Source organism: Pseudomonas sp. MF6767 (assembly GCF_016405475.1).
Classification (GTDB): Bacteria; Pseudomonadota; Gammaproteobacteria; order Pseudomonadales; family Pseudomonadaceae; genus Aquipseudomonas; species Aquipseudomonas paracarnis.
This window is the reverse complement of sequence record NZ_JAEKCY010000013.1, coordinates 62,811-74,373: the sequence shown is the minus strand read 5'-3', so window position 1 is coordinate 74,373 and position 11,563 is coordinate 62,811. Positions and strand designations below refer to the sequence as shown.

At 62.9% G+C, this 11,563-nt stretch carries 14 protein-coding genes; 3 read left to right on the top strand and 11 right to left on the bottom strand.

The window, feature by feature from the left end:
* Positions 1 to 71: 71 nt before the first annotated feature.
* Positions 72 to 1,946, top strand: a complete 1,875-nt coding sequence (locus JFT58_RS19955; protein ID WP_054896932.1) for a TonB-dependent receptor domain-containing protein — start codon at positions 72 to 74, stop codon at positions 1,944 to 1,946.
* Between the two features lie 90 nt (positions 1,947 to 2,036).
* Here the strand turns inward: JFT58_RS19955 and JFT58_RS19950 are convergent, their stop codons facing one another.
* From JFT58_RS19950 to nrdR, 11 genes are all read right to left on the bottom strand, one after another.
* Positions 2,037 to 2,822 (bottom strand): cobalamin-binding protein, encoded by a 786-nt coding sequence (locus tag JFT58_RS19950; RefSeq protein WP_054896933.1) that lies wholly within the window; start codon positions 2,820 to 2,822, stop codon positions 2,037 to 2,039.
* A complete protein-coding gene (locus JFT58_RS19945; RefSeq protein ID WP_054896934.1) occupies positions 2,819 to 3,238 on the bottom strand; it encodes a nuclear fragile X mental retardation-interacting protein 1 in 420 nt (139 codons plus the stop codon). The genes JFT58_RS19950 and JFT58_RS19945 overlap by 4 nt, the downstream gene beginning before the upstream one ends.
* Positions 3,235 to 3,852, bottom strand: coding sequence for a GTP cyclohydrolase II (ribA, locus tag JFT58_RS19940; protein ID WP_005791841.1), 618 nt, complete (start codon positions 3,850 to 3,852; stop codon positions 3,235 to 3,237). The genes JFT58_RS19945 and ribA overlap by 4 nt, the downstream gene beginning before the upstream one ends.
* Positions 3,853 to 3,981: 129 nt before the next feature.
* Entirely contained in the window at positions 3,982 to 4,704 is a 723-nt protein-coding gene (locus tag JFT58_RS19935) for a substrate-binding periplasmic protein (protein WP_054896935.1), read from the bottom strand.
* 54 nt (positions 4,705 to 4,758) lie between these two features.
* Positions 4,759 to 5,724: a thiamine-phosphate kinase gene (thiL, locus tag JFT58_RS19930; RefSeq protein WP_054896936.1), complete on the bottom strand. Its 966-nt coding sequence runs from the start codon at positions 5,722 to 5,724 to the stop codon at positions 4,759 to 4,761.
* 18 nt (positions 5,725 to 5,742) lie between these two features.
* Positions 5,743 to 6,243 carry a transcription antitermination factor NusB gene (nusB, locus tag JFT58_RS19925; protein ID WP_198834501.1) on the bottom strand — a complete coding sequence of 167 codons (501 nt, stop codon included), beginning with the start codon at positions 6,241 to 6,243 and terminating at the stop codon, positions 5,743 to 5,745.
* The gene (ribH, locus tag JFT58_RS19920; protein ID WP_003194576.1) at positions 6,240 to 6,716 is read right to left on the bottom strand and encodes a 6,7-dimethyl-8-ribityllumazine synthase; all 477 of its coding nucleotides are present in this window, start codon (positions 6,714 to 6,716) and stop codon (positions 6,240 to 6,242) included. The genes nusB and ribH overlap by 4 nt, the downstream gene beginning before the upstream one ends.
* An 88-nt stretch (positions 6,717 to 6,804) precedes the next feature.
* Positions 6,805 to 7,896 carry a bifunctional 3,4-dihydroxy-2-butanone-4-phosphate synthase/GTP cyclohydrolase II gene (gene ribBA, locus JFT58_RS19915; RefSeq protein WP_003194579.1) on the bottom strand — a complete coding sequence of 364 codons (1,092 nt, stop codon included), beginning with the start codon at positions 7,894 to 7,896 and terminating at the stop codon, positions 6,805 to 6,807.
* 15 nt (positions 7,897 to 7,911) lie between these two features.
* Positions 7,912 to 8,574: a riboflavin synthase gene (locus JFT58_RS19910; protein WP_014720128.1), complete on the bottom strand. Its 663-nt coding sequence runs from the start codon at positions 8,572 to 8,574 to the stop codon at positions 7,912 to 7,914.
* A gap of 49 nt (positions 8,575 to 8,623) precedes the next feature.
* The gene (gene ribD, locus JFT58_RS19905) at positions 8,624 to 9,751 is read right to left on the bottom strand and encodes a bifunctional diaminohydroxyphosphoribosylaminopyrimidine deaminase/5-amino-6-(5-phosphoribosylamino)uracil reductase RibD (protein WP_054896937.1); all 1,128 of its coding nucleotides are present in this window, start codon (positions 9,749 to 9,751) and stop codon (positions 8,624 to 8,626) included.
* A complete protein-coding gene (nrdR, locus tag JFT58_RS19900) occupies positions 9,748 to 10,212 on the bottom strand; it encodes a transcriptional regulator NrdR (RefSeq protein ID WP_019818855.1) in 465 nt (154 codons plus the stop codon). Before nrdR ends, ribD begins: the two co-directional genes overlap by 4 nt.
* Positions 10,213 to 10,352: 140 nt before the next feature.
* Here nrdR and JFT58_RS19895 point away from each other — a divergent pair, with 140 nt between their 5' ends.
* Positions 10,353 to 10,808, top strand: coding sequence for a YbaY family lipoprotein (locus JFT58_RS19895; protein ID WP_034133864.1), 456 nt, complete (start codon positions 10,353 to 10,355; stop codon positions 10,806 to 10,808).
* On the top strand, positions 10,805 to 11,461 hold the full coding sequence (locus tag JFT58_RS19890; RefSeq protein ID WP_034126854.1) for a class I SAM-dependent methyltransferase: 657 nt from the start codon (positions 10,805 to 10,807) through the stop codon (positions 11,459 to 11,461). The genes JFT58_RS19895 and JFT58_RS19890 overlap by 4 nt, the downstream gene beginning before the upstream one ends.
* Positions 11,462 to 11,563: the final 102 nt, after the last annotated feature.

The following is an 11,563-nucleotide window of genomic DNA, read 5'->3' as shown; positions in this document are numbered from 1 at the left end:
ATACACCGCTATCGCAGGCAAGCCAGCTCCCACAGTGGTTTTGCATGACCTTCGAATGCTATGGACAGCCCATGAAACGCCTGTGCCTTGCCCTGCTGCTGCTACCCTGCGCTGACCTGCTCGCCGACACCCGCGACCAGGCCCTGAAGCTCTCCGACGTGGTCATCAGCGCCAACCGCCAAGTCCAGGCGCGTAATGACAGCAGCGCCGCCAACACCGTATTCACCCGCGCCGACATCGACCGCCTTCAGCCCACCAGCGTCACCGACCTGCTCAGCCGCGTGCCGGGCGTGCAAGTTGCGCCATCCGGTGGGCGTGGCAGTTTGCCGGGGATTTTCATTCGCGGCACCAAATCGGCGCAGAGCCTGGTGCTGGTGGACGGCCAACGCATCGCCAACACCACCTCCGGCGACAGCGGCTTGCAATACCTCAACGTCGATCAGATTGAACGGGTGGAAGTGCTGCGCGGTTCACGTTCGGTCATTTATGGCAGCGATGCGATTGGCGGGGTGATTCAGGTGTTCACCCGGCGCAATGCCGAGCAAGGCTTGCAGCCGCGCTTGAAACTTGGCTTTGGCAGCAACCAGACCTGGGAGCGCAGCCTGGGCCTGTCGGGCGGCGATGAACACACGCGTTTCAACCTGGGCGCGAGCCTGGATGAAACCGCCGGTATCAACGCGAGCCACGCGTCGTTTCCCAGTGACGGCGACCATGATGCGTACCGCAACCAGTCCATCAGCCTGAACCTCAGCCATTCGTTCAGCGATGAGCTGGAGGCGGGCTTCAACCTGTGGGATAACCGTGGCAAGTCGGAGTACGACAACAGTTATGGCCGCTACGACGGCGCCACCGGGCAGAGCCTGGGCCAGAAACCCTACACCGACTACACCGTGAGCAGCGCCAGCGGCTATCTCGATGCCAAGCTCAATGACAGCTGGCAGTCGCGCCTGGAGCTGGGCCACAGTGAAAACCGCGACACCAAGCGCGATACCCTCAGCGATGATTACAGTGCATTCAACACCTACCGCGACTCGGTCAATTGGCAGAACGACCTGACCCTGGATGAGCAAAACAGCCTGATCGTCGGCGGCGACTGGTACGAAGATCGTTTCCACGGTTCTACCACCTTTACCGAGAACAGCCGCTGGAACCGGGCAGCGTTCGTGCAGCATCGCTTCCATAGCCAGTGGTTTTCCACCGAGCTGGGCCTGCGCCGCGACCAGAACCAGCAGTTCGGCGGCCAGAACAGTTGGAGCGGCACCCTGACCTTGCCGGTCAACCCTGACAATGACCTGCTCTTGAGCTACAGCGAAGGCTTTCGCGCGCCGACCTTCAACGACCTCTATTACCCCGACACCCAGTACAGCAACCCCAACCTGCAGCCCGAGACATCAAAGAGCTACGAGCTGCAATGGCGCAGCCAACTGAGCGACAGCACGCGCCTGGAAGCCTCGCTGTATCGCACCGACCTGAGCGACGCGATTATCCTTGACGCTGGCAAGCCGCAAAACGTGGCGTCGGCGCGGATCAACGGCTTTGAAGCGGCGCTCAAGCAGGAACTGTTTGGCTGGCAGGGCAACCTGGGCCTGTCGCTTATCGACCCGCGTGACCGTGACAGCGGCCACACCCTGGCACGTCGCGCCCGGCGAACGGTGAACCTGGATCTGGACCGGCAATTTGATCAACTCGGTCTCGGCGCCAGCTGGCAAGCGATCAGCAGCAGCTACGACGATGAAGCCAACCGCAACCGTCTGGGCGGTTATGCCTTGTTGGGGCTGCGCAGTAGTTGGGCGTTGAACCGGGAGGTGTCGTTGTCGTTGAAGGTGGATAACGTGCTGGACAAGTCTTACGCACGGGCGAAGTACAGCTACCTCGGGGAAAGCCAGAATTATCGTGAAGAAGGTCGGGTGTGGATGGTTGGGGTGACGTGGACACCTGAGATCTAAGTAGCCTGATCCGGCGTCATCGCAGGCAAGCCAGCTCCCACAATTGAAATGCATTCCCCAGTGGGAGCTGGCTTGCCTGCGATAGCGTTGTCACAAGCTCGGCGCAATCACCTGGCACAACCGCGCTACCGCCTCCAACATCTGCCCGCTGGGCCGCTCCAGGCCCTTGTCCGGCACCAACCGCACCCGAGCAGCCATCGCCGGCCATGCTTTCCAGGCCTCCTTCTGAGCCTGATCCCCCACCAGGATCACCTCGGGGTCTCGCGCCAGCACCGATTCGATATTCACCTGCGGCGCCGGCAACTTCAGGTCATCAAACACATTGCGCGCCCCGCACACTCTGAGGGCATCGCTGATAATCTGCCCACCACCCACGGTGTACAGCGGCTGGTTCCACACTTGGTAAAACACCCGCAGCGGCTCGGCCCGCTGGTAGCGCTGGCGCAACTCGGCCAAGCGCTGACGCAGTTGTGCAGCGAGCGGGTGCCCTGCCTCAGCGCGGCCCAATTGCTCGGCAATGGCCTGCACCTGCGCGGTCAGTTGTTCAAGGCTGTGGGGTTCGGCGACGTACACCGGGATATTCAATCGTTGGAGCTGCTCCCGCTGGGCCGGGCCGACGCTGCCAGGCCAGAGCAGGATCAGGTCGGGCTTGAGGCTGAGCAGGCGCTCCATGTCCAACTGGCCGTAGTGCCCGACCGAGGTCACCTTCGCCAACGCCGCCGGGCGGTCACCACCATCAAGCATGCCGACCAGCAAGTCCTCGGCACCCAGCTCAAGCACAATTTCAGACAGTGACGGCGCCAGGCTGACAACCCGCTCGACCGGCCAGCCCTGGGCACTGAATACCAGCAGCAGCGCCAGCCAATAGCGCTTCATCCCAACTGACGCGGTATGCGATAGAGATAGAACAACACCAGCGTCGACAGCGCCAACAGAAACAGCGGCACCGCCTCCAGGCCGACGAACACCGCCAGCGCGCCAATCCAGGCCGGTAACGCTGCAACCAGCAAGGCCGTGCGCCGACGCGCCGCCAGGGTGATCCAAGCGGCGGGTTCTTCAGCAGTATCAAGGGCTTTGGAGGTGGCGATAAGCGCGTGTTTATAGCCATGAAAATAACGCAGGCTAAGAAACATCGAGGCCACGCCAGCGATGAAGAACGGCATGGCCAGTACCGGTAGCAAGGATTCAGCGCGGCCAAACAGCAGGTTGATCAAAAACAAGGGCAGCAACGCCAAGGCCAGGTACTGCCACCAGTTGAAGGACAGTCGCCGTTTCACCTGGCCACGGGTCACGCGCGGTCGACCTCGCCCTGGTGCTCGTTGCCCATCATGTGGTCGAGCTTGCTGGCTTTGGTGGCCAGGTAGAGTTTGTTGTGCGGGTTATGCCCGGTGTGCAGTGGTACGCGCTCGGCCACGGTGATGCCCATCTCGGTCAAGGCTTTGACCTTGCGGGGGTTGTTGGTCATCAGGCGCAGGGATTTGACCCCCAGGTGCTCGAGCATCGGCAGGCAGATGGCGTAGTCGCGCTGGTCGGCAGCAAAGCCCAGGCGCTCGTTGGCCTCCACGGTGTCGGCGCCGCCATCTTGCAGTTCGTAGGCGCGGATCTTGTTCAACAGGCCAATGCCCCGGCCTTCCTGGCGCAAGTACAGCAGCACGCCACGCCCTTCACGGGCGATGGCCTGCAGTGCGGCCTCCAGTTGCGAGCCGCAGTCACAGCGCTGGCTGAACAGCGCATCGCCGGTCAGGCACTCGGAATGCACACGCCCCAGCACCGGCGCGCCATCGGTGATGTCGCCGAGGCTGAGCACAACGTGCTCGCGCCCGGTGGCTTCTTCAAGAAAGCCGTTCATGGTGAACGTGGCAAAAGGGGTAGGCAGCTTGGAAGCGGCGACGAAAACGACGGGCACCGTGTGCTCCTGATTTCAGATTTCACAGAGGCGGGCATTGTAACAGCACGTTCCTACAGACGCTTAAGCTGAATTATCGCTGATAAAGATCAATAGGTTCGATTGGCCTTTGAGTCAGTTCTATGGGCGTCAGAACGGATACGGCTGTTTCCAGCGTTCGAATATCGCTTTCAACTCACCGGTCTGGACCAGGATACCCAAACGCTGGTCATACACGGCCATCAATGCCCTGCCGCGCTCGGTGTCGGCAAAGCCTACGTAGAGCGGCAGCTCAGCGATATGGGTGAGTTTGAAGAGCGCCGGGTCTTGCGCTTGGCTGAGCACGTATTTGGCTTCGGTGAGGGCGTCGATATAAAAATCGGCACGGCCGTGTTGCAGCATTGGCAGAATGCCGCTGCGCCGCTCGATCTGGTTGAAGCGGCGCGCGGTGGGCAGGTATTCCTCGTATTTATAGCCGCGCACCCAGGCCAGGCGGTAGTTGCCCAGGGTCGCCAACGTCGGCGTGGGTGAAGTTGCCAGCCCGAGAGCGTAGACATGATCGGCGTCGAAGTTCCAGCGCGGGTACAGCACTGCGCTGACCTCATCGCGGTAGGTGCCGACACAACCATCCGCCTCACCACGCTGGGCCAGGCCGACCGATCGGGTATAGGGCACGCTGCGAGTTTCCAGGGTAATGCCTGCTGGCTCGAAGACGCGGCGCAGCAGGTCCCAGGCCAGGCCGCTACCATCTTTGTTGGTGTAGTCGTTCCACTCCTCACTGGCCAGCACGATTTTGCCGGGCACGGGAGTGTCCGCCTGGGCCAGGGAAACGAAGGAACACAGCACGATCAGCAGCCAGCGGCATGCAGCCATAGTCACGGCCTCTTACTCGGGATAATCGTCTAAAGGGTAGCGCAGACCGCCGGCTCAGGGCGTCTGGCGAAAATGCTGGTAGCCGCGCACAGCCGGGGTGATGTCCTGGCCGTCGCCGTCGAGCAGCGTCACGCCCTGCCCCGTTTCGACCCGACCGACCACATGCACCGGCCAGCCATCCGCCTGCAACGGCGCCAACTCGGACGGTGGCAAGGTGAACGCCAACACATAGTCGTCGCCCCCGCTCAACGCCGCTACTTGAGCCTGGTCTTCACCGACAAACGCCAGCAAGGCCTCGGACAACGGCAACCGCTGGCGCTCAACCACCAGGCGCACCGCTGACGCCTTGGCGATATGCCCACAGTCAGCCAACAGCCCATCGGAGATATCCATCGCCGCTGTCGCCTTGCCCCGCAGCGCAAGCCCCAGGGCCAGCTGCGGTTGCGGCGACCAGTAATGCGCCAGCAGCGGCTCGGCGATTGCTGCGTCAGCCGTGCGTTGCCCCAATACCAGCGGCAAGGCGCCAGCGGCATTGCCCAACTCGCCGCCCACACACAGCAAATCACCCGGCTGTGCACCGCTGCGCGTCAAGGCCTGGCCAGCCGGCACACGGCCGAACACGGTCAGGGTCAGGCTCAGCGGCCCACGGGTGGTGTCACCGCCCACCAAGCCTACGCCGCAGCTTTGCGCCATGGCGCTCAAGCCTTGGGCATAGCGTTGCAGCCAATCGGCTTCGACGCTCGGCGTGGTCAGGGCAAGGGTAAAGGCGAGGGGGTGGGCGCCCATGGCGGCCAGGTCGCTCACCGCCACGGCCAGCGAGCGCTGGCCGAGCAGGAACGGGTCACAGGGGTCGGCAAAATGCACGCCAGCCACCAGCGTATCGGTGGAGACTGCCAGTTGCTCCCCGGCGGGAAGCGCCAGCAAGGCGCAGTCGTCGCCGATCCCCAGGGCAATGCCTTCGCCGCCTTGCGCACAAGGCGCGGCGGCGAAGTATGTGCGGATCAGCTCAAACTCACCCATTGAGGAATCAAGCGCAGATTAGCGCTTGTGTTCCTTCACTTCGGCTTCACGCAGGCGTGGGGCCAGCTTGTCGAGCACGCCGTTGACGAACTTGTGGCCGTCGGTCGAACCGTAGACTTTCGCCAGTTCGATGCCTTCGTTGATCACGACGCGGTACGGCACGTCGACGCGCTTGAGCAGCTCCCAGGTGGACAGGCGCATCACGCACAGCTCAACCGGGTCGAGTTCTTCGATGGTCAGGTCCAGGCATGGCGCCAGGGCTGTGTCGATCTCGGTCAGGTTGGCATGCACGCCGTGCAGGATGTCGTGGAAGTAGCTCTGGTCGGCGAAGGTGAAATCGTTATCGACGCGAAACTGTGCCTCGATTTCGTGCAGCGAAGCGCCCGCCAGGTGACGCTGGTACAGCGCCTGGGTCGCGAGTTGACGCGCCTTGCGGCGCTTCTCGCTCTTGGACGGTTTGCCGGCATCGGCAGGACGCGGGTCCTGAGGGTTGAACTGATCGCTTTCGTCGGAAATCACTTGGCCTCCAACTGCGACAGCAGGCTGACCATTTCCAGGGCGGACAAGGCAGCTTCAGCGCCTTTGTTACCGGCCTTGGTGCCGGAACGCTCGATGGCTTGCTCGATGGAATCCACGGTCAGTACGCCGAAAGCGACTGGCACGCCGAACTCCATGGACACCTGGGCCAGGCCCTTGGTGCATTCGCCGGCTACGTATTCGAAGTGCGGGGTGCCGCCACGAATGACCGCGCCCAGGGCGATGATCGCCGCGTATTCACCCTGCTGAGCAACTTTTTGCGCAACCAGTGGAATTTCGAAGGCGCCAGGGGCACGGATAAGGGTGATATCGCTCTCGCTCACACCGTGGCGAACCAGGGCGTCAACCGCACCGCTTACCAGGCTTTCAACCACGAAGCTGTTGAAGCGGCCAACCACCAGGGCATAGCGGCCTTTGGGGGCGATGAAGGTACCTTCGATGGTCTTCAGGGTCATTCGACAAATCTCTTAAAGAGCCGGGACGCGAAAAGTGCGTCCCTCAGTGATGATTTAACCGCGAACAAGGGGCAAAAATCGCCGGCCTTTATTCGGAGGGCACGTATTCTACAACTTCCAGGTCGAATCCGGATATCGCATTAAATTTCATCGGTGCGCTCATCAGGCGCATTTTGCGCACGCCCAGGTCGCGCAGGATCTGCGAACCGGCACCGACGATGCTGTAGGTGGTCGGTTTTTTCACCGGCACGGCGTCGGCGGTTTCGCGGATGTGCGCCAGCAACACGTCACCATCGAGCGGGTGACCGAGCAACAGCACCACACCGCTGCCGGCCTCGGAAACCGCAGCCATGGCGGCGCGCAGGCTCCAGCGGCCCGGCTGCTTGACCATCAACAGGTCACGCAGTGGGTCCATGTTGTGCACGCGTACCAGGGTCGGTTCTTCGGCGCAAATGTTGCCCAGGGTCAGGGCCATGTGCACGTCGCCTTCCACTGAATCACGGTAGGTCACCAAATTGAATTGGCCCAGTTCGCTGTCCAGTGGCTGCTCGGCAATCCGCTGAACGGTACGTTCGTGGATCATCCGGTAGTGAATCAGGTCGGCGATGGTGCCGATCTTGAGGTTGTGCTCTGCGGCAAAGGCTTCGAGCTCAGTACGACGGGCCATGGTGCCATCGTCGTTCATCACTTCGCAGATCACCCCGCTTGGCTCGAAACCGGCCATGCGCGCCAGGTCGCACGCGGCTTCGGTGTGACCAGCGCGGGCCAGGGTACCGCCCGGTTGGGCCATCAGCGGGAAGATGTGGCCGGGGCTGACGATGTCTTCAGCCTTGGCGTCTTTCGCCGCCGCAGCTTGCACGGTGCGGGCGCGGTCAGCGGCGGAAATGCCAGTTGTGACGCCCGTGGTGGCTTCAATCGATACGGTGAACTTGGTGCCGAAACCCGAGCCATTGCGCGGCGCCATCAAGGGCAGCTTGAGCAATTCGCAGCGTTCGCGGCTCATGGGCATGCAGATCAGCCCACGGGCGTGCTTGGCCATGAAGTTGATGTGCTCGGGCTTGCACGCTTCGGCAGCCATGATGATATCGCCTTCGTTCTCGCGATCTTCGTCATCCATGAGGATGACCATCTTGCCTTGGCGGATGTCTTCAACCAGTTCTTCGATGCTATTGAGCGCCACGCGGCACCCCCTTGGTCAGGATTTCAGGTAGCCGTTAGCGGCCAGAAAACTTTCGGTGATGTTGCCTGATGCAGGCTCTGCGGCCTTTTCGCCCAGCAACAGGCGCTCCAGGTAACGGGCAAGCAAGTCCACTTCCAGATTCACCCGGCGACCCGGCTGGTACGAGGCCATGATGGTTTCGCTGAGGGTGTGGGGAATGATGGTCAGTTCAAATTCAGCGCCATTCACGGCGTTCACGGTCAGGCTGGTGCCATCGACGGTGATCGAGCCTTTGTGGGCGATGTACTTGGCCAGCTCTTTTGGCGCGCGGATACGGAATTCCACGGCGCGGGCGTTTTCGCTGCGGGCCACCACTTCGCCGACACCGTCGACGTGGCCGCTGACCAGGTGACCGCCCAGGCGTGTGGTGGGCGTCAGGGCTTTTTCCAGGTTGACCGGGCTGCCGGCCGCAAGATCGTTCATCGCGGTGCAGTCCAGGGTTTCCCGGCTGACATCGGCAGCAAAGCCGTTGCCCGGCAGCTCGATGACGGTCAGGCACACGCCGCTGACGGCGATGCTGTCGCCCAGCTTGACGTCGCCGAGGTCCAGCTTGCCGGTTTCAACCAGCAGGCGGACATCCCCGCCTTTGGGGGTCATTGCACGGATGCTGCCGATGGATTCGATAATGCCGGTGAACATTTCGTTCTCCTGAAAACGAGGGGGCTGACGCTCAAGCGCAGGCCGGGAATTATACGCTCACTGCTGGGACGGGGATGGCAGTGACTCGCCAGTCGTCGCCCACAGCGCGCATTTCGGTGATCTTGAGTTGGGGAGCATCGGCCAACTTATCAAGCGGCCAGTCCAGCAACGGGCGGGCAGCGGAGCCGAGGAACTTGCCGGCGATGAATATCACGTATTCATCCACCAGGCCTTGTTGGGCAAACGCGCCGGCCAGGCTTGGGCCGGCTTCCACCAACACATCGTTGACGCCACGGGCGGCCAGGGCGACCAATGCCGAGCGCAGGTCAACCTGACCCTCCACACCTGGAACCACAAGGCACTCAGGCCCGCGGGGGAACTGGCTCTCCGGAGTCACGCAGGTGATGACCAATGCCGGGCCGGCCTTGAAGAACGGTGCGTTGAGCGGCACCCGCAGGCGGCCATCGATCAGCACGCGCAACGGCGGGCGCGACATGGCCAGGGCGGTGGTTGCGTCGTCCAGGCCCAGTTCGGCAGCGCGTACGGTCAAGCGGGCACCGTCGGCCAGTACCGTGTCGGCACCGGTCAGCACCACGCTGGCCTCGGCACGCAAGCGTTGCACCGCAGCACGGGCGGCGGGGCCGGTGATCCATTGGCTTTCGCCGCTGGCCATCGCCGTGCGGCCGTCCAGGCTCATCGCCAGCTTGACCCGCACAAACGGCAGACCGTGCTCCATGCGCTTGAGGAAGCCGGGGTTAAGCGCCCGCGCTTCGGTTTCCAGCACACCGCTGCGCACCTCGATACCCGCCTGGGCCAGGCGCTGCATACCTCGGCCAGCCACTTCGGGGTTCGGGTCCTGCATGCCAGCCACCACCCGCGCGACGCCGGCGGTCACCAGCGCATCGGCACAGGGCGGCGTACGGCCATGATGGCTGCACGGTTCAAGGGTCACGTACACTGTCGCGCCACGGGCCTTGTCGCCAGCGGCGCGCAGGGCATTGGGCTCGGCATGGGGCTCGCCGGTGCGCTCATGCCAGCCTTCGCCGACGATCTGCCCGTCACGTACGATCACACAGCCCACCCGTGGGTTGGGGTGAGTGGTGTACAGGCCCTTGCGCGCCAATTCGAGGGCGCGCGCCATGTAATGGGCGTCGAGGACTGCCTGTTCAGAGGTCATTGTTTGGAGGGCTCACGGGCCAGGCGGTCGATCTCTTCGCGGAACTCATTGAGGTCCTGGAAGCGTCGATACACCGAGGCAAAACGGATATAGGCGACTTCGTCGAGCTTTTGCAGCTCGCCCATCACCAACTCGCCGACCACCAGGCTCTTGACCTCGCGCTCGCCGGTCGCCCGCAGCTTGTGCTTGATATGCACCAGCGCCGCTTCCAGGCGCTCGACACTCACCGGGCGTTTTTCCAGGGCGCGCTGCATACCGGCGCGCAGTTTTTCTTCGTCGAAAGGCTGGCGGCTGCCGTCGGACTTGATCAGACGCGGCAACACCAGTTCGGCGGTTTCGAAGGTGGTGAAACGTTCACCACAGGCCAGGCATTCGCGCCGGCGACGCACTTGGTCGCCCTCGGCGACCAGACGCGAGTCGATGACCTTGGTGTCGTTGGCACCGCAGAAGGGACAGTGCATGGTTGGCAGGCAACAAAAAATGGGAGGGCCATGGTAGCGCATCCCTGTGGCAAGACAAGCCATAGCCTTTACGGTATATAGGCAGGCTTATATGTTTGATATTTTTTAAGCCACGGATTTTGTCCTTTCTGGAGCCGTACATGCAGTTACGACCACTCGTTCTACTCAGCCTGTTCAGTTTTCTGGTCGCCTGCAGCAGCGAAGCCCCCAAGCCGGCCGCGCCTCAACCGACACCCGCGCAAGAGAAGAAAGTCCCGGGCATTGAAGACCTCGGCCCCCTGCCCGCCTATCAGCGCGAAATCAGCGGCAGCCTGACCAACGTGCCCGCCGGTGCCGAAGTCGAGATGGCGCTCTTGGTGATCGACGAGCGTTCGCGCCCGCAGCAACTGCTCGCCAGCAGCGTACTGAGCGGCAACGGCAAGCCTTTGGCCTTCCGCCTGCGCTTCAACCCTGAAGCCTTCCCGGCCGGTGCCCGCGTGGAATTGCGCGGTCGCGCCAGCCAGTCCGGCCAGTTGATCCTGCATCTACCCGCCGTGCGCGTCACCCAGGCGATCACCCAGAGCACCGGCCCCTTGCAACTCGTCAAGGCACCATGACACCACCGCTGCACCTGCAGCGTGCCTTGAGCGAACTGATCGGCGACGCGCAATTAGTGCCCTGCCCACTGCCGGGCACCGAATTGTCGCTGTGGCTGCTCGACGCCGACAACATGGACCGCGCCTTCAGCCAGGAAGAAACCCGGCGCATCCTGCATGAGCCGCCCTACTGGAGCTTTTGCTGGGCCAGCGGCCTGGCGTTGGCCCGCTACCTGGCGGCGCATCCCGAGTGGGTCGCCGGCAAACGCGTGCTGGATTTCGGCGCAGGTTCGGGAGTAGCCGGGATCGCCGCCGTCAAGGCTGGGGCCTTGGAGGTGGTGGCCTGCGACCTGGACCCACTGGCCTTGGCCGCTTGCCGTGCGAATGCCGAGCTCAACCAGGTGTCACTGAGTTATTCGGCAGACTTTTTTGCCGAAGCCGACCGCTTCGACCTGATCCTGGTGGCCGACGTGCTCTACGACCGCGCCAACCTGCCGTTGCTGGATCAGTTCCTCACCCGCGGCCGCGAAGCGCTGGTGGCGGATTCGCGGGTACGGGACTTCCAGCATCCGGATTATCAGCGGTTGGAGATCCTCGAGGCTTTGACCCTGCCGGACCTGGCCGAGCCTTGGGAGTTTCGCAAGGTGAGCCTGTACCATTCGCGGCGCGCTTGAGGCCATCGCGGGCAAGCCCGCTCCCACAGGGGAATGCATTTCAAGGTGAGAGCTGGTTTGCCTGCGATAGCGGTCTTGAATCCAGGATGCTTTCAGCCAACC